22 protein-coding genes are annotated in these 22,410 nt (G+C 72.7%); 1 reads left to right on the top strand and 21 read right to left on the bottom strand.

Going from position 1 to position 22,410, the window contains the following annotated elements; translation table 11 throughout:
- Positions 1–91: 91 nt before the first annotated feature.
- The 14 genes from ACL02U_RS06850 to hisI all read right to left on the bottom strand — a co-directional run bounded on the left by ACL02U_RS06850 (position 92) and on the right by hisI (position 16,804).
- Positions 92–1,555, bottom strand: a complete 1,464-nt coding sequence (locus tag ACL02U_RS06850) for a glutamate synthase subunit beta (protein ID WP_412789744.1) — start codon at positions 1,553–1,555, stop codon at positions 92–94.
- A complete protein-coding gene (gene gltB / locus ACL02U_RS06845; protein WP_412789743.1) occupies positions 1,548–6,146 on the bottom strand; it encodes a glutamate synthase large subunit in 4,599 nt (1,532 codons plus the stop codon). Before gltB ends, ACL02U_RS06850 begins: the two co-directional genes overlap by 8 nt.
- Before the next feature lie 385 nt (positions 6,147–6,531).
- Positions 6,532–7,263 carry a VIT1/CCC1 transporter family protein gene (locus ACL02U_RS06840; protein WP_412789742.1) on the bottom strand — a complete coding sequence of 244 codons (732 nt, stop codon included), beginning with the start codon at positions 7,261–7,263 and terminating at the stop codon, positions 6,532–6,534.
- 181 nt (positions 7,264–7,444) lie between these two features.
- Positions 7,445–8,605 carry a prolipoprotein diacylglyceryl transferase gene (gene lgt, locus ACL02U_RS06835; RefSeq protein WP_412789741.1) on the bottom strand — a complete coding sequence of 387 codons (1,161 nt, stop codon included), beginning with the start codon at positions 8,603–8,605 and terminating at the stop codon, positions 7,445–7,447.
- An 81-nt stretch (positions 8,606–8,686) separates the two neighbouring features.
- Positions 8,687–9,466: a DsbA family protein gene (locus ACL02U_RS06830; RefSeq protein WP_412789740.1), complete on the bottom strand. Its 780-nt coding sequence runs from the start codon at positions 9,464–9,466 to the stop codon at positions 8,687–8,689.
- Positions 9,467–9,713: 247 nt separating this feature from the next.
- Positions 9,714–10,535, bottom strand: a complete 822-nt coding sequence (gene trpA / locus ACL02U_RS06825; RefSeq protein ID WP_412789739.1) for a tryptophan synthase subunit alpha — start codon at positions 10,533–10,535, stop codon at positions 9,714–9,716.
- Entirely contained in the window at positions 10,532–11,815 is a 1,284-nt protein-coding gene (trpB, locus tag ACL02U_RS06820) for a tryptophan synthase subunit beta (protein WP_412789738.1), read from the bottom strand. Before trpB ends, trpA begins: the two co-directional genes overlap by 4 nt.
- A 73-nt stretch (positions 11,816–11,888) precedes the next feature.
- Positions 11,889–12,101: a tryptophan biosynthesis modulator TrpM gene (trpM, locus tag ACL02U_RS06815; RefSeq protein WP_412789737.1), complete on the bottom strand. Its 213-nt coding sequence runs from the start codon at positions 12,099–12,101 to the stop codon at positions 11,889–11,891.
- A 41-nt stretch (positions 12,102–12,142) separates the two neighbouring features.
- A complete protein-coding gene (trpC, locus tag ACL02U_RS06810) occupies positions 12,143–12,952 on the bottom strand; it encodes an indole-3-glycerol phosphate synthase TrpC (RefSeq protein ID WP_412789736.1) in 810 nt (269 codons plus the stop codon).
- Between the two features lie 139 nt (positions 12,953–13,091).
- Positions 13,092–13,496: a DUF2752 domain-containing protein gene (locus tag ACL02U_RS06805; RefSeq protein ID WP_412789769.1), complete on the bottom strand. Its 405-nt coding sequence runs from the start codon at positions 13,494–13,496 to the stop codon at positions 13,092–13,094.
- 272 nt (positions 13,497–13,768) lie between these two features.
- Positions 13,769–14,020 (bottom strand): HGxxPAAW family protein, encoded by a 252-nt coding sequence (locus ACL02U_RS06800; protein ID WP_412789735.1) that lies wholly within the window; start codon positions 14,018–14,020, stop codon positions 13,769–13,771.
- Between the two features lie 178 nt (positions 14,021–14,198).
- A complete protein-coding gene (locus ACL02U_RS06795; RefSeq protein ID WP_412789734.1) occupies positions 14,199–14,849 on the bottom strand; it encodes a TIGR02234 family membrane protein in 651 nt (216 codons plus the stop codon).
- A gap of 51 nt (positions 14,850–14,900) precedes the next feature.
- Positions 14,901–16,379, bottom strand: a complete 1,479-nt coding sequence (locus ACL02U_RS06790) for an anthranilate synthase component I (RefSeq protein WP_412789733.1) — start codon at positions 16,377–16,379, stop codon at positions 14,901–14,903.
- Between the two features lie 11 nt (positions 16,380–16,390).
- Positions 16,391–16,804, bottom strand: a complete 414-nt coding sequence (hisI, locus tag ACL02U_RS06785) for a phosphoribosyl-AMP cyclohydrolase (RefSeq protein ID WP_412789732.1) — start codon at positions 16,802–16,804, stop codon at positions 16,391–16,393.
- Between the two features lie 161 nt (positions 16,805–16,965).
- Between hisI and ACL02U_RS06780 the strand changes: the two genes are divergently transcribed.
- Entirely contained in the window at positions 16,966–17,601 is a 636-nt protein-coding gene (locus ACL02U_RS06780) for a TIGR03085 family metal-binding protein (protein ID WP_412789731.1), read from the top strand.
- Positions 17,602–17,613: 12 nt separating this feature from the next.
- On the opposite strand, the gene ACL02U_RS06775 is transcribed toward ACL02U_RS06780, so the two are convergent.
- From ACL02U_RS06775 to ACL02U_RS06745, 7 genes are all read right to left on the bottom strand, one after another.
- Entirely contained in the window at positions 17,614–18,876 is a 1,263-nt protein-coding gene (locus tag ACL02U_RS06775; protein WP_412789730.1) for an MFS transporter, read from the bottom strand.
- 13 nt (positions 18,877–18,889) lie between these two features.
- On the bottom strand, positions 18,890–19,477 hold the full coding sequence (locus ACL02U_RS06770; protein WP_412789729.1) for an ArsR/SmtB family transcription factor: 588 nt from the start codon (positions 19,475–19,477) through the stop codon (positions 18,890–18,892).
- Positions 19,478–19,716: 239 nt separating this feature from the next.
- Positions 19,717–20,472: an imidazole glycerol phosphate synthase subunit HisF gene (gene hisF / locus ACL02U_RS06765; protein ID WP_412789728.1), complete on the bottom strand. Its 756-nt coding sequence runs from the start codon at positions 20,470–20,472 to the stop codon at positions 19,717–19,719.
- A 13-nt stretch (positions 20,473–20,485) separates the two neighbouring features.
- Positions 20,486–20,881: a RidA family protein gene (locus ACL02U_RS06760; protein WP_412789727.1), complete on the bottom strand. Its 396-nt coding sequence runs from the start codon at positions 20,879–20,881 to the stop codon at positions 20,486–20,488.
- Positions 20,878–21,603 (bottom strand): bifunctional 1-(5-phosphoribosyl)-5-((5-phosphoribosylamino)methylideneamino)imidazole-4-carboxamide isomerase/phosphoribosylanthranilate isomerase PriA, encoded by a 726-nt coding sequence (gene priA / locus ACL02U_RS06755; protein ID WP_412789726.1) that lies wholly within the window; start codon positions 21,601–21,603, stop codon positions 20,878–20,880. Before priA ends, ACL02U_RS06760 begins: the two co-directional genes overlap by 4 nt.
- Before the next feature lie 4 nt (positions 21,604–21,607).
- Positions 21,608–22,246: an imidazole glycerol phosphate synthase subunit HisH gene (gene hisH, locus ACL02U_RS06750; protein WP_412789725.1), complete on the bottom strand. Its 639-nt coding sequence runs from the start codon at positions 22,244–22,246 to the stop codon at positions 21,608–21,610.
- A complete protein-coding gene (locus ACL02U_RS06745) occupies positions 22,246–22,410 on the bottom strand; it encodes a hypothetical protein (RefSeq protein WP_412789724.1) in 165 nt (54 codons plus the stop codon). The genes hisH and ACL02U_RS06745 overlap by 1 nt, the downstream gene beginning before the upstream one ends.

Here is a 22,410-nt window from a genome sequence, read left to right as displayed (position 1 = left end):
CGGCGCCTGCCCGGTGTCCGGTCGGGGACGATGGGTCAGGCGCTGCCTGTGTTCCGTACGCCGTTGTACGGGACGTCTTTGCGGGTGCCGGTCAGACCGCCAGTGCGCGGTCCGTCGGGCGGATCGGCGCCGGCAGGTCGCTGGCACCGGTCAGTTCGCGGTCGACACCGCGGGCGGCGGAGCGGCCCTCGGCGATCGCCCACACGATGAGCGACTGGCCGCGGCCCGCGTCACCGGCGACGAACACGCCCGGCACGTTGGTCCGGAAGTCGGCGTCACGGGCGATGTTACCGCGCTCGTCGAGCTCCAGGCCGAACTGCTCCACCAGTCCGTTGTCCCGGTCGGTGCCGGTGAAGCCCATGGCGAGGGTGACCAGCTGGGCGGGGATCTTCCGCTCGGTGCCCGGCTTCGGGGTCAGCCTGCCGTCGACGAACTCCACCTCGGTGAGGTGCAGCCACTGCACGTTGCCGTCCTCGTCGCCCTCGAAGTGGGTGGTCGACACGGCGTAGACCCGCTCGCCGCCCTCCTCGTGGGCGCTGGTCACCTTGTACAGCATGGGGAAGGTGGGCCAGGGCTGGGCGACCGGGTCCCGCTCGTCGTTCGGGCGGGGCATGATCTCCAGCTGGGTGACCGAGGCGGCGCCCTGGCGGTGGGCGGTGCCCACGCAGTCGGCGCCGGTGTCGCCGCCGCCGATGACGACCACGTGCTTGCCCTTCGCCGAGATCGGCGCGGTGACGTAGTCGCCCTCCTGGACCTTGTTCGACAGCGGCAGGTACTCCATGGCCTGGTGGATGCCGTTCAGCTCACGGCCCGGGACCGGCAGGTCGCGGGCGGTGGTGGCACCGACGGCCAGCACGACCGCGTCGTACCGCTTCTTCAGGTCGGTCGCCTTCAGGTCGCGGCCGATCTCCACCCCGGTGCGGAAGCGGGTGCCCTCCGCGCGCATCTGCTCGATACGGCGGTTGATGTGCCGCTTCTCCATCTTGAACTCGGGGATGCCGTACCGCAGCAGGCCCCCGACGCGGTCCGCGCGCTCGTAGACGGCGACGGTGTGGCCGGCCCGGGTGAGCTGCTGGGCCGCGGCCAGGCCGGCCGGGCCGGAGCCGACGACGGCGACGGTCTTGCCGGACAGGCGCTCCGGGATCTGCGGGGCCACGTCCCCGCTCTCCCACGCCTTGTCGATGATGGAGACCTCGACGTTCTTGATGGTCACCGGCGGCTGGTTGATGCCGAGCACGCACGCTGACTCGCACGGTGCCGGGCAGAGGCGTCCGGTGAACTCCGGGAAGTTGTTGGTGGCGTGCAGGCGCTCGGACGCCGCCGACCAGTCCTCGCGGTAGGCGTAGTCGTTCCACTCGGGGATCAGGTTCCCCAGCGGGCAGCCGTTGTGGCAGAACGGGATGCCGCAGTCCATGCACCGGCTGGCCTGCTTGGAGATGATCGGCAGCAGGGAGCCGGGGACGTAGACCTCGTTCCAGTCCCTCGTGCGCTCCTCCACCGGACGGGACTTGGCGACCTCGCGGCCGTGGTTCAGAAAGCCCTTCGGGTCAGCCATTGATCGCCGCCTCCATCATCTTCTCGTGGGTCTCGGACTCGGAGAGACCGGCTCGCTCGGCGGCGTCCTTGGCGGCGAGCACTGCCTTGTAGGTACCGGGGATGATCTTGCTGAAGCGCTGGGCCGCGGTGTCCCACTCCGCCAGGAGCTTCTCGGCGACCGTGGAACCGGTCTCCTCCCGGTGGCGGCGCACCACGTCGTGCAGCCACTGCCGGTCGGCCTCGTCGAGCGGCTCGACGGCGCCGAGGTTGCCGGCGTTGACGTTGTCGCGGTCCAGGTCGATGACGTAGGCGACGCCGCCCGACATGCCGGCGGCGAAGTTGCGGCCGGTCTCGCCGAGGACGACCGCCCGGCCGCCGGTCATGTACTCGCAGCCGTGGTCGCCCACGCCCTCGGAGACGACCAGCGCGCCGGAGTTGCGGACGCAGAACCGCTCGCCGACCTTGCCGCGCAGGAACAGCTCGCCGCCGGTGGCGCCGTAGGCGAGGGTGTTGCCGGCGATGGTCGAGTACTCGGCGAGGTGGTCGGCCTCGCGGTCCGGGCGGACCACGACCCGGCCGCCGGACAGGCCCTTGCCGACGTAGTCGTTGGCGTCGCCCTCCAGGCGCAGCGTGACGCCGCGCGGCACGAACGCGCCGAAGGACTGGCCGGCGGAGCCGGTGAAGGTGATGTCGACGGTGTCGTCGGGCAGGCCCGCGCCGCCGAACTTCTTCGTCACCTCGTGGCCGAGCATGGTGCCGACCGTGCGGTTGATGTTGCGGATGGCGACCTGGGCGCGCACCGGCTGGGCGTCCTGCGCGGAGTCCGCGGCGAGCGCGTCGGCGGCGAGCTTGATCAGCTCGTTGTCCAGCGCCTTCGCAAGGCCGTGGTCCTGCTCGACGAGCTGGTGGCGTGCCGCGCCCTCGGGCAGTTCCGGGACGTGGAACAGCGGCGCCAGGTCCAGCCCCTGGGCCTTCCAGTGGTTCACCGCGCGGGTCACGTCGAGGGTCTCGGCACGGCCGACGGCCTCGTCGATCGAGCGGAAGCCCAGTTCGGCGAGGAGCTCGCGGACCTCCTCGGCGATGAACCGGAAGAAGTTCACCACGTACTCGGCCTTGCCGGAGAACCGGTCCCTCAGGGTCGGGTTCTGGGTGGCGATGCCGACCGGGCAGGTGTCCAGGTGGCAGACGCGCATCATGACGCAGCCGGAGACGACGAGGGGGGCGGTCGCGAAACCGAACTCCTCGGCGCCCAGCAGGGCGGCGATGACGACGTCCCGGCCGGTCTTGAGCTGGCCGTCGGTCTGCACGACGATGCGGTCGCGCAGGCCGTTGAGCAGCAGCGTCTGCTGGGTCTCGGCGAGGCCCAGCTCCCAGGGGCCGCCCGCGTGCTTCAGCGAGGTCAGCGGCGAGGCGCCGGTGCCGCCGTCGTGGCCGGAGATCAGCACCACGTCCGCGTGCGCCTTGGAGACGCCCGCGGCGACGGTACCGACGCCGACCTCGGAGACCAGCTTCACGTGGATCCGCGCCTGCGGATTCGCGTTCTTCAGGTCGTGGATCAGCTGCGCCAGGTCCTCGATGGAGTAGATGTCGTGGTGCGGCGGCGGGGAGATCAGGCCCACGCCCGGGGTGCTGTGCCGGGTCCTGGCCACCCACGGGTAGACCTTGTGGCCGGGCAGCTGACCGCCCTCGCCGGGCTTGGCGCCCTGCGCCATCTTGATCTGGATGTCGTCCGCGTTGACCAGGTACTCGCTGGTGACGCCGAACCGGCCGGAGGCGACCTGCTTGATCGACGACCGGCGGGCCGGGTCGTACAGGCGCTCCGGGTCCTCGCCACCCTCACCGGTGTTGGACTTGCCGCCCAGCTGGTTCATGGCGACGGCGAGGGTCTCGTGCGCCTCCTTGGAGATGGAGCCGTACGACATGGCGCCGGTGGAGAACCGCTTGACGATCTCCGAGACCGGCTCGACCTCGTCCAGCGGGATCGGCTCGCGGTCGGAGGCGAAGCCGAACAGTCCGCGCAGCGTCATCAGGCGCTCGGACTGCTCGTTCACACGGTCCGTGTACTTCTTGAAGATGTCGTAGCGGCCGCTGCGGGTGGAGTGCTGGAGGCGGAAGACCGTGTCCGGGTCGAACAGGTGCGGCTCGCCCTCGCGGCGCCACTGGTACTCGCCGCCGATCTCCAGGGCGCGGTGCGCCGGGGCGATGCCGGAGGCCGGGTACGCCTTGGCGTGGCGGGCGGCGACCTCCTCGGCGACGACGTCGATGCCGACGCCGCCGATCTTGGTGGTGGTGCCGTTGAAGTACTTCTCGACGAAGGCGTCGTCCAGGCCGACGGCCTCGAACACCTGCGCGCCGCGGTAGGAGGCGACGGTGGAGATGCCCATCTTGGACATCACCTTCAGCACGCCCTTGCCGAGCGCGTGGATGAGGTTGCGGATGGCCTGCTCGGGCTCGATGCCGTCGAGGAAGGTGCCCGCGCGCAGCAGGTCCTCCACCGACTCCATCGCCAGGTACGGGTTGACCGCGGCGGCGCCGTAGCCGATGAGCAGGGCGACGTGGTGGACCTCGCGGACGTCGCCGGCCTCGACCAGCAGTCCCACCTCGGTGCGCTGCTTGGTGCGGATGAGGTGGTGGTGGACCGCGGCGGTGAGCAGCAGCGACGGGATCGAGGCGTGCTCGGCGTCGGAGTGGCGGTCGGACAGGACGATCAGGCGGGCGCCGTTCTCGATCGCCGCGTCGACCTCGGAGCAGATCTCGTCGATCCGCGCGGCCAGCGCCTCGCCTCCCCCGTGCACCCGGTACAGGCCGGAGAGGGTCGCGGCCTTGAAGCCGGGCATGTCGCCGTCGGCGTTGATGTGGATGAGCTTGGCCAGCTCGTCGTTGTCGATGACCGGGAAGGGCAGGACGACGCTGCGGCAGGACGCGGCGGTCGGCTCCAGCAGGTTGCCCTGCGGGCCGAGGGAGGAGCGCAGCGAGGTGACGAGCTCCTCGCGGATGGCGTCCAGCGGCGGGTTGGTGACCTGCGCGAAGAGCTGCGTGAAGTAGTCGAACAGCATCCGCGGGCGCTCGGAGAGGGCCGCGATCGGCGAGTCGGTGCCCATCGAGCCGATCGGCTCGGCGCCGGTGCGGGCCATCGGCGCGATGAGGACCCGCAGTTCCTCCTCGGTGTAGCCGAAGGTCTGCTGGCGGCGGGTGACCGAGGCGTGGGTGTGGACGATGTGCTCGCGCTCGGGCAGGTCGCTCAGCTCGATCTCGCCGGCTTCCAGCCACTCCTGGTACGGGTTCTCGGCGGCGAGACCCGCCTTGATCTCGTCGTCCTCGATGATGCGGTGCTCGGCGGTGTCGACGAGGAACATGCGGCCGGGCTGCAGGCGGCCCTTGCGGACGACCCTGGCCGGGTCGATGTCCAGCACGCCGACCTCGGAGCCGAGGACGACCAGGCCGTCGTCGGTGACCCAGTAGCGGCCGGGGCGCAGACCGTTGCGGTCGAGCACGGCGCCGACCTGGGTGCCGTCGGTGAAGCAGACGCAGGCCGGGCCGTCCCAGGGCTCCATCATCGTGGAGTGGAACTGGTAGAACGCGCGCCGGGCGGGGTCCATGGAGTCGTGGTTCTCCCACGCCTCCGGGATCATCATCAGCACGGAGTGCGGCAGCGAGCGGCCGCCGAGGTGGAGGAGTTCCAGCACCTCGTCGAAGGACGCGGAGTCGGAGGCGTCCGGGGTGCAGACCGGGAAGATGCGCTCGAGGCTCTCGCGGTCGGCGCCGAAGAGGTCGGAGGCGAGCTGCGACTCGCGGGCGCGCATCCAGTTGCGGTTGCCCTTGACGGTGTTGATCTCGCCGTTGTGCGCCACGAAGCGGTACGGGTGGGCCAGCGGCCAGCTCGGGAAGGTGTTCGTGGAGAAGCGGGAGTGCACCAGCGCGATCGCGGAGGCGAAGCGGCGGTCGGACAGGTCCGGGAAGAACGGCTCCAGCTGGCCGGTGGTCAGCATGCCCTTGTAGACGATGGTGCGGGCGGACAGCGACGGGAAGTAGACGCCCGCCTCGCGTTCGGCGCGCTTGCGCAGCACGAACGCCTTGCGGTCGAGGGCGACGCCGGTCGAGGCGCCGTCGGCGACGAAGATCTGCCGGAAGGCGGGCATCGTCGAGCGGGCGGTGGCGCCCAGCAGTTCGGGGGCGACCGGGACCTCGCGCCAGCCGAGGACGGTGAGGCCCTCCTCGGCCGCGATCGTCTCGAGCGACGCGGCGGCGTCGTCGGAGCCCTCTATCGGCAGGAAGGCGATACCGACGGCGTAGGCGCCGGCCTCGGGCAGGGCGAAGTCGGTGGCCTCGCGGAAGAAGGCGTCCGGGACCTGGGACAGCAGGCCCGCGCCGTCGCCGGAGTCCGGCTCGGAGCCGGTGGCGCCGCGGTGCTCCAGGTTGCGCAGAACGGTGAGCGCCTGCTCGACCAGCGCGTGGCTCGCCTCGCCGGTGAGGGTGGCCACGAAGCCGACGCCGCAGGCGTCGTGCTCGTTGCGGGGGTCGTACATACCCTGCGCAGCAGGGCGAGCATCCATGAACGACCAGTTCTGGCCATTCGTGGAGTGCTGGGACGGCTGGCGCGGCGTACGCATCGGCTCTCCCGTCGTCGTCAAGTGGCATGTGCAGGTGCCGAGGGACGACGTTGGCCCTCTGCGTGAACGCACGTGAGTGCAGAATTTCGTGCAGGTTACATGATGGAACGGTTCTCGGGAATTGGATATTCCGTTCCAGCATGTGGACATCGTGACCGCGGTCGGGGTACCGCGCACGATGGCGGAAAGTGTGCGGCGACGGGCGGTCCGGATCGATCGGACCGGCACCCGCCGGCCTTCGAGGGGGTCAGCACCGTCGCTCACCCCACAGCCGCGCGATGAGCGTCATTGCCCACAGCGCTTACGGCTCATGCCCGGCGATCCGGCAGCCGAAACCAGCAAGTAACGAATATTTATGCAGTAACTTGCATACATCGAGTCCGGGTCATCCTAGGGCCGTTCCGAACAGCATGCCCAGGACGTAGGTCACACCGGCGGCGGCACCGCCCAGGGCCAGCTGCCGCAGGCCGCTGAACCACCAGCTCCGCGCGGTCACCCTGGCGACCACCGCACCGCAGGCGAACAGCCCGAGCAGGGCGAGCAGGACGGCGGGCCACAGGACGCTCACGCCGAGCAGGTAGGGCAGCACCGGCAGCAGGGCGCCGAGCGCGAACGAGCCGAACGAGGACACCGCCGCGACCAGCGGCGAGGGCAGGTCGCCCGGGTCGATGCCGAGCTCCTCGCGGGCATGGATCTCCAGCGCCTGCTCGGGGTCGCGGGAGAGCTGCCGGGCCACCTCGCGGGCGAGCCCGGCCTCGACCCCGCGCGATTCGTAGAGCGCCGCGAGCTCGGCCTCCTCGTCCGCGGGGTGCCTCCGCAGCTCCCGCCGCTCGACGTCCAGCTCCGCCTCGACCAGCTCACGCTGGGAGGCCACGGAGGTGTACTCGCCGGCCGCCATGGAGAACGCGCCCGCCGCCAGGCCCGCGAGCCCGGTGAGCACGATGGTCTGCTGGGCGACGGAACCGCCGGCCACGCCCGTCATCAGGGCGAGATTGGAGACGAGGCCGTCCATCGCGCCGAAGACGGCGGGGCGCAGCCAGCCGCCGTTGACGTCGCGGTGCGTGTGGTTGTCGCGGTGCGCCTCGTGCAGCGTCGCCCCGGTCTCGATGATGGCCACAGGGATCCCCCAGAAAGCTTAGGCAAAGCTAAGTTTGGACATGTTCTAAATTCTGACAGCGCCAAACCTACGCTGTGCCTACCGTGCCCGCCAGCAAGGAAAGGCTGCACTTACCTGCGCTTTTGCACGAGAAGGGCGCCCGGAGACATCTCCGGGCGCCCTCGTGGCCGTGTGGACGCGTTCAGCTCTTGCGCGTCCCGGACCCCGCCTCGTCCTTCTCACCGGCCGTGTCCCCGGCCGCTGCGGAGGGCCCGCTCCCGGGCTCCCGCTCGGCCCGGTCCGCGTCGCCCGGCTCGGCTTCCCGACCGCTCCCGCCGGCTTCCGCCGGGTCCGGATCGGCCTCCTCGCCGCCGGGCCGTTCCCCGGCGCCCTCGTCCCCGGCCGTATCGCCGTCGCCGGCCTCGGCAGCATCCCGGCCGCCGGACGCGTCCGCATCACCGTCACCGGTCGGGGCGTCGTCACCGGCACCGGCGGCGCTCTCGTCACCGGCGGCGCTCTCGTCACCGTCGGCGCCCTCGTCGCCGGCGGCGCCCGGCTCCACGACGGGCTCCCGGCCCGGCCGCACCTTCGCCGACACCACGATGTACAGCACCGCCAGGAGGAACACGCCCATGGCGGTCCAGTCGTTCAGACGCAGGCCCAGGATGTGGTGGGCGTCGTCGACGCGCATGTACTCGATCCAGGCACGGCCCGCGCAGTACGCGGCGACGTACAGCGCGAACGCCCGCCCGTGGCCCAGCCGGAAGCGCCGGTCGGCCCAGATGACGAGCAGGGCGACGCCGACGCACCAGAGCGACTCGTACAGGAAGGTCGGGTGGTAGGTGCCGGGGATGCGGCCGCCGTCCGAGGAAGTGATCTTCAGCGCCCACGGCACGTCGGTGGGCCGGCCGTACAGCTCCTGGTTGAACCAGTTGCCCCAGCGGCCGATCGCCTGCGCGAAGGCGATACCGGGGGCGACCGCGTCGGCGTATGCGGGCATCGGGATGCCCCGCCGACGCGCGCCGATCCACGCGCCGAGCGCACCGAGCGCGATGGCGCCCCAGATGCCGAGGCCGCCCTCCCAGACCTTGAAGGCGCCCACCCAGTCGCGGCCCTCGCTGAAGTACAGCTCGTAGTCCGTGATCACGTGGTAGAGCCGGCCGCCGACGAGGCCGAAGGGGACGGCCCAGACGGCGATGTCGGCGACCGTACCGGGCCGACCGCCCCGGGCGACCCAGCGCTTGTTGCCGAGCCAGACGGCGACGAAGACGCCGATGATGATGCAGAAGGCGTAGCCGCGCAGCGGGATGGGGCCGAGATGCAGCACCCCGTGCGACGGGCTGGGAATGTAGGCAAGTTCCATGGCAGGGTCGACGCTACCGTGCCCGGCCGGAACGGCGTCGGGCAGCCCGGCTACGGGTCCATAACGGGCCGGTACGTCCGCTCATCCCTTCGCGGCCTGCTGCACCATCTGCTTCAGCTTCGCCGGCGTCATCGACTGGTCCTGGTAGATGTTCTTGCCGTTCAGCAGCACCGTCGGGGTGCCCGAGAAGCCGCCCTTGCTGAAGGCCTGCTGGGACTTGGCGACCCAGGCGTCGTGGGTGCCGTTCTCCACGCACCGGCGGAACGCGGGGGTGTCGAGGCCGTCGACCTTGCCTGCCAGCTCGATGAGCTTGTTCTTGTCGCCGAAGGCGTCGTCGGTCTCCTGCGGCTGGTTGGCGTAGAGCACGTCGTGGTACGCGGTGAACTTCCCGGCGTCCTGGGCGCAGGAGGCGGCGTTGGCCGCGTTCAGGGAGCCGGTGCCGCCCAGATTGCCGTCGATGAGCGTGACCAGGTGGTACTCCGCTCTGAGCTGTCCGGCGTCGACCAGCTCGTGGATGGTCGGCCGGTAGGCCGCCTCGAAGGCCCGGCAGGCCGGGCAGCGGAAGTCCTCCCAGACGGTGAGCGTCGACGGCGCTCCCGACTCGCCGACCGGGATGGCGAGGCTGTCCTCGCCGTTCGCCCCCGAGGGCGCCACCACCGGGCCCGCCGCCGTCTGGCCGCCCTTGTCCTTGCCCGAGTTGGCGGCGACCACGCCGATCACCGCGGCGAGACCGAGGACGCAGACCACGCTCGCGCCCACGATCAGTGTCCGCCGCCGCTTCTCGGATGCCTTCTGCTTCTCGCGCTCGACCGCCAGCCGCTCCCGGGCGGTGCGCTTTCCGTCACGGTTCTTCTCACTCACACCCGCAGAACGAACCGGGGAGGCCCCCCGCGCCTCCCCGCCCCCATGTCCACCCGTTCGAGTGACTTGTGCGGGATGTCCGCCTGTCGCGTGCCCCGTACGGAGAGCCGAGTGCGCGGGCGGCGCCGTCGTCCGAGGGGCGGGCACGCGGCGTCCGGGTTCCCGCCCCTCGGGGGCGTGTGCCGGACGCCGCGCCACCGGCGTCACCTCGGGGGCGGGCCCCGCCGGGGCCGGCCCGGTCCGGCCCCTACCGGGCCAGGCCGCGCACGCCCCGGGCCAGCTCGCCCGCGAGAGCGCGCACGGCCTCCAGCCCGGCTCCGGGGTCGGGCGCGTCCAGCATGCGCTTGACGAAGGCCGAACCGACGATCACCCCGTCGGCGAAGCCGGCCACCTCGGCGGCCTGGACGCCGTCGGAGACGCCGAGGCCGACGCAGACGGGCAGCTCGGTGCCGGTGGCCCGGGTGCGCTCCACCAGGTCCTGGGCCTGCGTCCCGACCGACTCCCGGGTGCCGGTGACCCCCATCAGGGAGGCGGCGTAGACGAAGCCGCTGCCCGCCGCGGTGATCTCGGCGAGCCGCTCGTCCCGGCTGCTGGGAGCCACCACGAAGACCGTCGCCAAGCCGTGCTTCTCGGCGTGCTCGCGCCACCGCGCCGACTCCTGCACGGGCAGGTCGGGCAGGATGCAGCCGGCGCCGCCCGCCTCGGCGAGCTCGGCGGTGAAGCGTTCCACGCCGTAGCGGTCGACGGGGTTCCAGTACGTCATGACGAGCACCGGCTTGCCGGTCGCCGCGTGGGCCTCCCGGACCGTGCGCATCACGTCGGCGATCCGCACACCGCCGCGCAGGGCGATGTCGTCGGCGGTCTGGATGACGGGGCCGTCGAGCACCGGGTCGCTGTGCGGCAGCCCCACCTCCACGATGTCGGCACCGCCGTCGAGGACGGCCTTGATCGCCTCGATGCCGCCGTCCACGGTCGGGAAACCGGCCGGAAGGTAGGCGATGAGCGCGGAGCGGCCCTCGGCCCGGGCTGCGGCGAGGGTGTCGTCCAGCAGTCGGATGTTGCCGCTCACTTGGCGTCCCCCTCGATCTCCGCGGTGTCCGCCGCGTCCGCGGCCACCTCGGCGTCCGTGTCGTACAGGCCGAAGTAGCGGGCGGCCGTGTCCATGTCCTTGTCGCCGCGGCCGGAGAGGTTGACCACGATCAGCCCTTCCGGGCCCAGTTCCCGGCCCACCTCGAGGGCGCCGGCCAGCGCGTGGGCGCTCTCGATCGCCGGGATGATGCCCTCGGTCCGCGACAGCAGGCGCAGGGCCTGCATCGCGGCGTCGTCCGTGACCGCCCGGTACTCGCCGCGTCCGGAGTCCTTCAGGTAGGCGTGCTCCGGCCCGATGCCGGGGTAGTCCAGCCCGGCGGAGATCGAGTAGGGCTCGGTGATCTGGCCCTCGTCGTCCTGCAGGACGTACGACCGGGAGCCGTGCAGGATGCCGGGCTCGCCGGCGGTCAGGGTGGCCGCGTGCTCCCCGGTGTCCACACCGTGCCCGGCCGGTTCGCAGCCGATCAGGCGGACCGGGGCGTCCGGGATGAAGGCGTGGAAGAGGCCGATGGCGTTGGAGCCGCCGCCGACGCAGGCGACGGCCGCGTCGGGCAGCCGGCCGGTCCGCTCCAGGAGCTGGCGGCGGGCCTCCACGCCGATGACCCGGTGGAAGTCGCGGACCATCGCCGGGAAGGGGTGCGGGCCGGCGACGGTGCCGAACAGGTAGTGCGTGCGGTCGACGTTGGCGACCCAGTCGCGGAAGGCCTCGTTGATGGCGTCCTTGAGCGTGCGGCTGCCGGACCTGACCGCCACCACCTCGGCGCCGAGCATCCGCATACGGGCGACGTTCAGCGCCTGGCGCCGGGTGTCGACCTCGCCCATGTAGATCGTGCAGTCCAGGCCGAACAGCGCGCAGGCGGTGGCGGTGGCGACGCCGTGCTGGCCGGCGCCGGTCTCCGCGATGACGCGGGTCTTGCCCATCCGCCTGGTCAGCAGGGCCTGACCCAACACGTTGTTGATCTTGTGGGAGCCGGTGTGGTTCAGGTCCTCGCGCTTGAGGAAGACGCGGGCGCCGCCCGCGTGCTCGGCGAAGCGGGGCACCTCGGTGAGCGCGCTGGGCCGGCCGGTGTAGTGGACGAGCAGGTCGTCGAGCTCGCGGGCGAACTCGGGATCGGACTTCGCCTTGTCGTACTCGACGGCGACCTGGTCCACGGCGGCCACCAGGGCCTCCGGGATGAAGGTGCCGCCGAAGGCGCCGAAGTAGCCCTCGGCGTCGGGGACCCGACCCTCCGGATCGGGAAGGAAGAACTCGCTGGGCATGCGGTTGTACCTCACGGTGAGTGTGCGGAAGAGAACACGTTTCGCCGTGGGGGCGGGGTCGCCTCGACCGGCCTCAGTTCGTCGGGTGCCGGTCGCGCGGTCCCCCGCGCCCCTGAGGGATCCGCTGCCATCGCATGCCGTTGACCTGCCCCGGCTCGTCACCGATGACGTAGCGCACCCGGCGACCGTGCACCCGCCGCGCGGGCGCGCGGCAGCCCCGGGGCCGGCAGCCGCGCGCGAGGCGGGCGTACGGGTCCCGGGTCGTCCCGGTCGTCGGAAGCTTCATCGGCGCTCACTCTACCGGCGCTGTGCCGTCCCCCGGGACGCTCAGCCGCGCCCGTGCCGCAGCGCGGGGTGCGCGCCGGCGGCGACCAGGTCCGCCACCGCCGACTTGGGGTCCTTGCCGGTGACCAGGGACTCCCCCACCAGCACCGCGTCGGCGCCCGCGTTGGCGTAGGCGATCAGGTCGTGGGGGCCGCGGACGCCGGACTCGGCGACCTTCACCAGGTGGTCCGGGATCTCCGGGGCGACGCGCTCGAAGGTGCCCCGGTCGACCTCCAGGGTCCTGAGGTTGCGTGCGTTGACGCCGATCACCTTCGCGCCGGCGTCCACGGCTCGCTCCACCTCGTCCTCGTCGTGCACCTCGACCAGGGGGGTCAGGCCGATGGACTCGGCCCGCTCGATGAGCGATTCCAGGGCCGGCTGCTCCAGGGCGGCCACGATCAGCAGCACCAGGTCGGCACCGTAGGCGCGGGCCTCCCAGAGCTGGTACGAGGTGACGACGAAGTCCTTGCGCAGCACCGGGATGTCGACGCGGGACCGCACGGTCTCCAGGTCGGCGAGCGAGCCGCCGAAGCGGCGCTGCTCGGTCAGCACCGAGATCACCGCGGCGCCGCCCGCCTCGTAGTCCGCGGCCAGCCCGGCGGGGTCGGCGATCGCGGCCAGCGCGCCCTTGGACGGGCTGGAGCGCTTGACCTCGCAGATCACGTGGACACCGTCGCCGCGCAGCGCGGCCGCCCCGTCCTTGGCGGCGGGAGCCTTCGCCGCGCGCTCCTTGAGCTCGTCGAGGCTGACGCGCGCCTGCCGCTCCGCGAGGTCGGCACGGACTCCGTCGATGATCTCGTCGAGCACACTCACGCGAGCGGTCCCCTTCCGGACGGTGGGCTGTTGCGGCGGCCAAGGGAGGATCGGTGGCCACATCGATGGTATCCGCCGCGGGGCGAAGGCCTCGCATCCGGTTGACGCCGGTCCCACTACCTGGACGATCCTCCGTCGATCAAGGATGTAGCCAGCCACCGAACGGCAGGTTCCGGACAACGGTGAAGAGCAGCAGCAATGCGCCCGCGGTCCACAGCTGCGCCGGTGACGGGTCGATGCGCAGCGGCCTGCCGCGCACCGCGCGAACCACCCAGACGGTCCACAGAGCGGCGAGGAGGGGGTAGCCGACGAAGGCCGCCGCGTTGTCCCGCAGCGCCGCGGCGAAGTCGCCGTGGACGAGCGCGTGCGCTCCGCGCAGACCGCCGCAGCCGGGGCAGTAGAGGCCGGCCAGGCTGAGGAGCGGGCAGGCCGGGTAGTGGCCGGGCCGGTTGGGGTCGACGGCGCCGACGTAGGCGAAGGCGGCGGCGACGGCGGCGAGCAGCCCGGCGGGCACGGCGAGCCGCCGCAGCGCCCCGGCGGGCACGGCACCGGGGCGGCCGGGCCGGTCGGACCGGTCGGACCGGTCGGCGGGGCCGCCGTCGGTGCGGTGTGCGCGGCCCAGGTGGCGGGCGGGCGCGGCGCGGCCCGCGCGATCGGCGTGCTCGGGGTGGTGGGCCTGCGCGGGATGGTGGGCGTGGTCGGGATGGTGGGCGTGGTCGGCGGTCACGCCTGGCATTGTGCCCCGCCGGCGTCCCGGACGCGCGTGAGGGGCGGCCCGGCAGCGATCTGCCGGGCCGCCCCTCACGCGCGTCCGGATCAGCCGGCGACGGCCTCGCGGTTGTGCGCGGGCGTCTCGGTCACCTTCAGCGGCTCCGACTTCGGAGCGCCGAGGCCCATCCCCCGCATGACGAGGCCGGCGACGCCGCCGAGGACGGCGATCGCCATGCCGGCCCAGAAGCCGGCCGGCTGGTGCACCACCACGAAGGCGCCCGCGACGCAGAAACCGATGAAGCTGATGATGACACCGGTCCAGGCGGCCGGGGTGTTTCCGTGGCTCGTGCCCGCCATTGCTAGCTCCTTGTTGCCGTGTGGGTCGCGTACGGAGCCGGACGTGCTGCAGGTGTCCGGTCCCGGGTACTGGTTCCGGCACCATTGTCCCGCACCCGCCGGTGTGCGGTGACCCGGGGGCCCGTCGGCCGCCGTGCCGCAGTCCCCGCCGGCCTCCGGAGCGGCCGCGGCACGCCTGCTACGCCGGATCGGCGCCCGTGGGGTCCTCACCCCGGTCGAGTGCCTTCCACAGCTCCTCGGGCCGGTCCGGGTCGGAGGGGCGGTCGGCGCGGCTCCGGCGCGGGGCGCCGGAGCGCTCGTACCGGCCGGACATCGCGGGCCACAGCCGCCCGTAGCGCAGGGCGAGCAGGCCGGCGAGCAGCAGCAGCGCCCCGCCCGCGGCGGCCACGTAGGGCCAGGCGGTGTGGCCGAGGTCGGCCACGGTGGCGGAGGTGTCGCCGGAGGCCCGGGCGGCCTGGTCGTCGAGGACGGTGCCGTCACCGGCACCGGTCAGGGCCGCGGCGACGATGCCGGCGCCGGAGAGCGCGAGCAGGCCGGCGACGAGGAGGCGCCCGGTCCGGCGGACGGCGAAGACCGCGACCAGCGCGGCCAGGCCCACTATGGCGAGCGCCGCGGGCACGCCCGTGACGTCGCTGCCCTTGGCGGTCAGGGGGAAGGCGCCGCCGGCCACCGACGCGGTGCCCTCCGCCCATTGCTGCCGGGTCGCGAGCAGCGCCACGGCTGCGCCGAGCGCCCCGCACAACAGGGCCAGGGCGAGGCTGCGGCGGCCGGCCCGGGCGGGGCCGGCGGCTTCGGAACGGGGGTCAGGTGCAGCAGTCACGTGGTCCACTATCGCCCGAACCCCGGGTGAACGGGCACCCGGGGTGACGTGAGAAGCGCCCTATCCGCCCAGCCGGTTGGCGGTGTGCACCGCGCGCAGCACCGCCGCCGCCTTGTTGCGGCACTCGGTGTCCTCGGCGGCCGGGTCGGAGTCGGCGACGACCCCGGCGCCGGCCTGCACATGGGCGGTGCCGTCGCGCAGCAGGGCGGTGCGGATGGCGATGGCGGTGTCGGAGTCGCCGGCGAAGTCGAGGTAGCCGACGCAGCCGCCGTACAGGCCGCGGCGGGAGGGTTCGAGTTCGTCGATGATCTGCATGGCGCGCGGCTTCGGCGCCCCGGACAGCGTGCCGGCCGGGAAGCAGGCGGTGAGCACGTCGAAGGCGGTCCGGTCGGCGGCGACCCTGCCGGTCACCGTGGAGACGATGTGCATGACGTGCGAGTAGCGCTCGATGGACATGAAGTCGACGACCTCCACCGAGCCCGGCTCGCACACCCGGCCCAGGTCGTTGCGGCCGAGGTCGACGAGCATCAGGTGCTCGGCGCGTTCCTTGGGGTCGGCCATCAGGTCCTCGGCGAGGGCCTGGTCCTCCTGCGGGGTGGCGCCCCGCCACCGGGTGCCGGCGATGGGGTGGACCATGGCCCGCCCGTCCTCGACCTTGACCAGCGCCTCGGGCGAGGACCCGACCACGTCGAAGCCGTCGAACCGGAACAGGTACATGTACGGGGACGGGTTGGTGGTCCTCAGCACCCGGTAGACGTCCAGCGCGCTGGCCGTGCACGGTGTCTCGAACCGCTGCGAGGGCACGACCTGGAAGGCCTCGCCGTCCCGGATGCGCTCCTTGACGTCCTCCACGGCAGCCCGGAAGTCGGGGCCGCCCCAGCGGGCGGTGTACTCGGGCAGTTCCGAGGGCGGCAGGGCTGCGGGCGGCTGGGCCACCGCGCGGCCGAGGTCGGCCTCCATGGCGTCCAGCCGGGCCACCGCGTCGGCGTGGGCCTCGTCGACGCCGGTGTCGAGGTCGTTGTGGTTGATCGCGTTGGCGATCAGCAGGACGGAGCCCTCCCAGTGGTCCATGACCGCCAGGTCGCTGGTGAGCAGCATGGTCAGTTCGGGCAGTTGCAGGTCGTCGCGGTCTCCGGGGCCGATCTTCTCCAGACGGCGGACGACGTCGTAGCCGAGGTAGCCGACCATGCCGCCGGTGAACGGCGGCATGCCCTCGGTGTGCGGGGTGTGCAGCGCCTGGAGCGTGGCGCGCAGCGCGGCGAGCGGGTCGCCGTCGACGGGGACGCCGACCGGCGGCGTGCCGAGCCAGTGGGCCCGGCCGTCGCGGACGGTGAGCGCGGCGCCGCTGCGGACGCCGACGAAGGAGTAGCGGGACCAGGAACGGCCGTTCTCCGCGGACTCCAGCAGGAAGGTGCCGGGGCGCTCGGCCGCGAGCTTGCGGTAGAGCGCGACCGGGGTGTCGCCGTCGGCGAGGAGCTTGCGGGTGACCGGGATGACGCGGCGGTCGGCGGCCAGCTTGCGGAACGTCTCGAGGTCCATGGCGGCAGACCCTACTGATCCCGGGGGGCGGTGCCGGAATCGACGCCGGCGGCCTCGAACAGCACATCGGCGTCGAAGCAGGTGCGGGCACCGGTGTGGCAGGCGGCGCCGACCTGGTCGACCTTGACGAGCACGGTGTCGGCGTCGCAGTCCAGGGCGACCGACCTGACCCGCTGGACGTGGCCCGAGGTGTCGCCCTTGACCCAGTACTCCTGCCGGCTGCGGGACCAGTAGGTGCAGCGGCCGGTGGTGAGGGTCCGGTGCAGCGCCTCGTCGTCCATCCAGCCCAGCATCAGCACCTCCCCGGTGTCGTACTGCTGGGCGATGGCGGGCAGGAGGCCCTCGGGGCTGCGCTTGATGCGGGCGGCGATCTCCGGGGCGAGGCTGCCGCTGCTGCGGTCGGACGTGCTGGTCATGGAGGCCATTGTGCCGCGCCTCGGCGCACGGGGTGGTCGCCGTCCACTCCTTGGCCCCCTGCTGAAGGAGGGGGATTCCCACGCGGGCGCGACGGGTGCGGGGACGCGCGCGGAGTACGGGCACCGGGTGACGGGTGGGCGGAAGCGGCGCGCGGCCGTAGGCTGACGGCATGTCGACTTTCGCCAAGCGTGAACGACTCCTTCTCGCCGATCTGCTGGAGACCGCGGGTCCGGAAGCCCCCACCCTGTGCGAGGGCTGGCTCACCCGTGACCTCGCCGCGCACGTGGTGGTGCGCGAGCGGCGCCCCGACGCGGCCGGGGGCCTGGTGATCAAGCAGCTGGGCACGCGGCTGGAGAAGGCGATGGAGGAGTTCGCCGCCAAGCCGTACGAGGAGCTGATCCAGCTCATCCGTACCGGTCCGCCGCGGTTCTCGCCGTTCCAGCTCAAGCAGATCGACGAGGCGTCGAACACGATCGAGTTCTACGTCCACGCGGAGGACGTCCGCCGGGCCCAGGAGGACTGGACCCCGCGCGAGCTGGACCCGGTCTTCCAGGACGCCCTGTTCTCACGTCTGGAGCGGACGGCGCGCATGATGGGCCGCTCCGCTCCGACCGGGCTGGTGCTGCGCCGGCCGAACGGCCAGACGGCGGTCGCGCACCGCGGCACGCCGGTCGTCACGGTGACCGGTGAGCCCTCGGAGCTGCTGCTGTTCCTGTACGGCCGGCAGGACCGCGCGAAGGTGCAGTTGGACGGCGAGGAGGAGGCGATCGCCGAGCTGCACGAGAGCAGGCAGCTGGGGATCTGACCCGGTCGGCGCTCAGCGGGGCAGTTCGGCCCGGCGCAGTCCGGGCACGGCCAGGGCGACCGCCCCGCCGAGCCCGCACACCGCCGCGCTGGCGACGAAGACCGGGCCGGTGCCCCAGGCGCCGACGGCCGCCGCCGACAGCGGCATGCTCAGCGGGGCGAGGCCGAGGCTGACCAGGCCGGCGACGGAGGTGACGCGGCCGAGGTGGGCCGGGTCGGAGTGGGTCTGCAGCAGCGCCCCGCTCAGGACGCCGCTGAGCCCGGCGAGCAGCCCGATGAGCAGGGCGACGCCGACCGCACCGGCGAGCTGCGGCACGAAGGCGAGGGCGCCGATGGCGACGCAGCCCGCGAGGAGCGCGGAGCCGGCGGCGCGCCCGGCGTGCGGCAGATGCCCGCGGACGGTCAGCAGCAGCGAGGCCAGGCCGGCGCCGGCCCCGAAACCGGCGAGCACCAGGCCCATTCCGGAGGCGCCCCAGCCGCGTTCGTCGGCGAGCAGCGCCAGGCCGACGTTGAGCGGGCCGACGAAGCCGAGGTCGCCGAGGGCGATGGCGAGCACGAGCGGGGCGAGTACGCGGTGGCCGCGGATGTGGCGGAGTCCGTCCTTCAGGTCCCGCCAGGGTGTCGGCCTCCCGGGCCGGGCGGTGGCGTCGGACGGGAGTTCGCGGATCCGGATGCTGATCAGCAGTGGTACCGAGACCGCGATCAGCAGCCCGGCCAGCGCGAACGCGGCGGCCGCTCCGCCGACGGCGACGCCGAGGCCGCCCAGCGGGGCGCCGGTGACGTTCGCGAACCGGATCGCCAGACCGCGCATGCCCTGGACCCGGGCGAGCTGCCCGGGGCCGGTGAGGCGGGGCGGGAGGGCGCCGACCGCGGGCATGAAGACGGCGTCGACGGCGCCGAAGACGAGGGCGAGCAGGGCCAGCGGCCACAGGCCGGGGCTGCTCAGGAAGAGCAGCGCGGCGACCGCGAGCACGGCCGCGCAGCGCACGGTGTCGCTGCCGATGACGACGCGGCGCGGACCGATCCGGTCGGCGACCACTCCCCCACCCAGCATCAGCACGGCCCTGGGCAGGGCGCTGGCCGACATCACCAGCCCTGCCTGCGCGGGTGTGCCGGCCCGGACGGCGGCCCAGGAGAGGGCGATGTAGTAGACGCTGTCGCCGACCATGGAGGAGGTGTAGGCGCCGAGCCAGCGCAGGACGCGGGGGTCGCGGTGGGCGGGACGGTCCGGGGTGCCGGTGGCGGCCCGGGGCTGCGCGGTGGCGGTGGTGGTCACTGGCGGGCTCCTGTCAGGCGCGGAACGGGAATCCGTACACGTGCAGCGCGACGTTCTCGCGCCCTTCGGTGTCGCCGGCGGCTTCGGCGGCCCGGCCCTTCTCGTCGTACTTGCGGGCGAGTGCCTCCAGTTCCCCGCGGAGTGCGTCGAGTTCGGCGGGGGTGAGCCGGAGCAGGGACTCGCTGTCCGGGGCGGCCGCGTTCCACTCCGGGCCCCAGGTGGGACGTTCGTCGAGGTAGCGGCGGTACATGTCGGCGCGCTGCTCGTGGAAGAGGCGGGTGGCGGCGAGGTGGGCGGCGGCCCGCTCGGGTGCGTGGCGGAAGTCCTTGTCGCGGATGCTCACCCCCTCCGAGGAGGGTTGCCACCAGCGCTCCCGTCCGTCCCCGCTCTGCGGCTCGGCCTCCTCGATCAGCCCGTGCTCGGCGAGCTTGCGCAGGTGGTAGCTGACCAGCGAGACGGCCTCGTCGACCTGTTCGGCGAGTTGCGAGGCGGTGGCGGTGCGGGCGACGCACAGGCCCCGGTAGAGCTGCATGCGCAGCGGGTGCGCGAGGGCCTTGAGCGTGCCGATGTCGGTGATGGGGCGGCTGCCCTTGGTTGCCATGGCCACAGTCTAGAAACGAAGGAAAACTTGCGCAATTAAAATTGCACAAGTTCTCCTTCTTATCTGCGCGACGGATGCCGGGACGGCGTCTCGTGAAGGCTCGGTCGGGCCGGCGGGTCCCGGGACGCCGAAGAGCCCCGGCCGGGGCCGGGGCTCTTCGGGAGCCGGTCGGGGCTCTTCGGGGGCCGGCCGCCGGGGCCCCGCGGGGGCCGGCCGCCGGGGCACTGCGGGAGCCGGTGCTACCTGACGGGGTGCCCCGCCTCCCGCAGTGCCTCCTTCACCTGCCCGATGCGCAGATCGCCGAAGTGGAACACGGACGCCGCGAGCACCGCGTCCGCGCCCGCGGCGACGGCCGGCGGGAAGTCGGCGAGCCGGCCGGCGCCGCCGGAGGCGATCACCGGGACGGTGACGTGCTTGCGGACGGCGGCGATCATCTCCAGGTCGTAGCCGTCCTTGGTGCCGTCGGCGTCCATCGAGTTCAGCAGGATCTCGCCGGCGCCCAGCTCGGCGGCCCGGTGCGCCCACTCCACCGCGTCGATGCCGGTGCCGCGGCGACCGCCGTGGGTGGTGACCTCGAAGGAGCCGGTCGGGGTGCGGCGGGCGTCCACCGAAAGCACCAGCACCTGGCGGCCGAACCGCTCCGCGATCTCCCGGATCAGGTCCGGACGGGCGATCGCCGCGGTGTTGACGCCCACCTTGTCGGCACCGGCCCGCAGCAGCTTGTCCACGTCCTCGGGGGTGCGGACGCCACCGCCGACCGTCAGCGGGATGAACACCTGCTCCGCGGTGCGCCGCACCACGTCGTAGGTCGTCTCGCGATCGCCCGAGGACGCGGTGATGTCCAGGAACGTCAGCTCGTCGGCGCCCTCGGCGTCGTACACCTTGGCCATCTCGACGGGGTCGCCCGCGTCGCGCAGGTTCTGGAAGTTGACGCCCTTGACGACCCGGCCGTTGTCCACGTCCAGGCAGGGGATGACTCGGACCGCCAGGGTCATGAAGCCGACTCCTCTAGTGTGCTCTGAATGCCTCTAGTTCCACTTCGACCAGGATGCGCGGGTCGACGAAGCCCTCCACGACCAGCAGGGTGGAGACCGGGCGAACGGAGCCGAACAGCTCCTGGTGGGCACGGCCCACCTCGTCGATGTCCCGGGTGTGGGACAGGTACATCCGGGTCCGGACCACCGCCTCGGGCCCCAGCCCGAACTCGGCGATCGCCTCCAGCGCGCCGGTGAAGGACACCTTCGCCTGCTCGTAGGGGTCGCCCTCCCCGTACAGCACCCCGCTGCGGAACGCGGAGGTGCCGGCCACCAGCACGCGGTCGCCCGCCGCGACGGCACGTGCGAAACCGAAGGACTCCTCCCAGTGACTCCCGCTCTGCACACGCCGTACGGCTTCGGACGTCATGACGACACAGCCTCCAAGGCTTCTTCCAGGGTGAACGCCTTCGCGTAGAGGGCCTTCCCGACGATGGCGCCCTCGACACCGAGCGGAACCAACCCGGCGATCGCCCTCAGGTCGTCGAGCGAGGACACCCCGCCGGAGGCGACCACCGGCCGGTCCGTCGCCGCGCACACGTTCCGCAGCAGCTCCAGGTTGGGGCCCTGCAGGGTGCCGTCCTTGGCGATGTCCGTCACCACGTACCGGGCGCAGCCCTCCGCGTCGAGTCGCTCCAGCGTCTCGTACAGGTCGCCGCCGTCGCGGGTCCAGCCGCGGCCGCGCAGGGTCGTGCCGCGCACGTCGAGTCCGACCGCGATCCGGTCGCCGTGCTCGGCGATCACCTTGGCGACCCACTCGGGGCTCTCCAGCGCGGCCGTGCCGAGGTTGACCCGCCGGCAGCCGGTGGCCAGGGCGGCGGCCAGGGAGGCGTCGTCGCGGATGCCGCCGGACAGTTCCACCTTGATGTCCATGGCCCGGGCGACCTCGGCGATCAGCTCCCGGTTGTCACCGGTGCCGAAGGCGGCGTCCAGGTCGACCAGGTGCAGCCACTCGGCGCCCGACCGCTGCCAGGCCAGCGCGGCCTGGAGCGGGGAGCCGTAGGAGGTCTCGGTGCCGGACTCGCCGTGCACCAGGCGGACGGCCTGCCCGTCGCGGACGTCGACGGCGGGGAGGAGTTCGAGCTTGGCCATGTCTCTACAGGGTTCCGATCCAGTTGGTGAGCAGCTGCGCTCCGGCGTCGCCGGACTTCTCGGGGTGGAACTGGGTGGCCCACAGGGCGCCGTTCTCCACGGCCGCCACGAACGGCTCGCCGTGCGTGGCCCAGGTGACCTTCGGGGCGCGGAGGGTCGGGTGGTGCTCCCGGAGCTCCCAGCGGTGCACGGCGTAGGAGTGCACGAAGTAGAAGCGGGCGTCGGTGTCGAGGCCGGCGAACAGTTCGGTGTCCTCGGCCGCGCGGACCGTGTTCCAGCCCATGTGGGGCACGACGTCCGCCTGGAGCGGCTCGACCGCGCCGGGCCACTCGGCGAGTCCCTCCGCCTCCACTCCGTGCTCGATACCGCGGTCGAAGAGGATCTGCATGCCGACGCAGATGCCCATGACCGGGCGCCCGCCGGACAGCCGGCGGTCCACGATCCAGTCCCCGCGGGCGGCGCGCAGGCCCCGCATGCAGGCGGCGAAGGCGCCGACGCCCGGCACCAGCAGTCCGTCGGCGTTCATGGCCGCGTCGAAGTCGCGGGTGATCTCCACCTCGGCGCCCGCGCGGGCGAGCGCGCGCTCGGCGGAGCGGACGTTGCCGAAGCCGTAGTCGAAGACCACGACCCTTCTGGGGGCCATCAGTTCCACACCCCCAGCCGCAGCACGCCCGCGGTGAGGCACATGGCCGCACCGATCGACAACAGCACGATCAGGCTCTTCGGCATCTGCTGCTTGACGAAGGAGATGATCCCGCCGACGAGGAACAGCCCGACGACGATCAGGACGGTCGACAGTCCGGTCAT

This window comes from Streptomyces sp. MS06, from assembly GCF_047200655.1.
GTDB lineage: Bacteria > Actinomycetota > Actinomycetes > Streptomycetales > Streptomycetaceae > Streptomyces.
This window is presented reverse-complemented; position numbering and strand designations above follow the sequence as displayed.

Excerpts from the sequence above, each read along its gene's own strand:
- ACL02U_RS06850 (WP_412789744.1), bottom strand. The coding sequence starts at position 1,555 with ATGGCTGACCCGAAGGGCTTTCTGAACCACGGCCGCGAGGTCGCCAAG.
- gltB (WP_412789743.1), bottom strand. The coding sequence starts at position 6,146 with ATGCGTACGCCGCGCCAGCCGTCCCAGCACTCCACGAATGGCCAGAAC.
- lgt (WP_412789741.1), bottom strand. The coding sequence starts at position 8,605 with ATGGAACTTGCCTACATTCCCAGCCCGTCGCACGGGGTGCTGCATCTC.
- trpB (WP_412789738.1), bottom strand. The coding sequence starts at position 11,815 with ATGCCCAGCGAGTTCTTCCTTCCCGATCCGGAGGGTCGGGTCCCCGAC.
- trpM (WP_412789737.1), bottom strand. The coding sequence starts at position 12,101 with ATGAAGCTTCCGACGACCGGGACGACCCGGGACCCGTACGCCCGCCTC.
- ACL02U_RS06800 (WP_412789735.1), bottom strand. The coding sequence starts at position 14,020 with ATGGCGGGCACGAGCCACGGAAACACCCCGGCCGCCTGGACCGGTGTC.
- ACL02U_RS06790 (WP_412789733.1), bottom strand. The coding sequence starts at position 16,379 with ATGGACCTCGAGACGTTCCGCAAGCTGGCCGCCGACCGCCGCGTCATC.
- hisI (WP_412789732.1), bottom strand. The coding sequence starts at position 16,804 with ATGGCCTCCATGACCAGCACGTCCGACCGCAGCAGCGGCAGCCTCGCC.
- ACL02U_RS06780 (WP_412789731.1), top strand. The coding sequence starts at position 16,966 with ATGTCGACTTTCGCCAAGCGTGAACGACTCCTTCTCGCCGATCTGCTG.
- ACL02U_RS06770 (WP_412789729.1), bottom strand. The coding sequence starts at position 19,477 with ATGGCAACCAAGGGCAGCCGCCCCATCACCGACATCGGCACGCTCAAG.
- hisF (WP_412789728.1), bottom strand. The coding sequence starts at position 20,472 with ATGACCCTGGCGGTCCGAGTCATCCCCTGCCTGGACGTGGACAACGGC.
- ACL02U_RS06760 (WP_412789727.1), bottom strand. The coding sequence starts at position 20,881 with ATGACGTCCGAAGCCGTACGGCGTGTGCAGAGCGGGAGTCACTGGGAG.
- priA (WP_412789726.1), bottom strand. The coding sequence starts at position 21,603 with ATGGCCAAGCTCGAACTCCTCCCCGCCGTCGACGTCCGCGACGGGCAG.
- hisH (WP_412789725.1), bottom strand. The coding sequence starts at position 22,246 with ATGGCCCCCAGAAGGGTCGTGGTCTTCGACTACGGCTTCGGCAACGTC.
- ACL02U_RS06745 (WP_412789724.1), bottom strand. The coding sequence starts at position 22,410 with ATGACCGGACTGTCGACCGTCCTGATCGTCGTCGGGCTGTTCCTCGTC.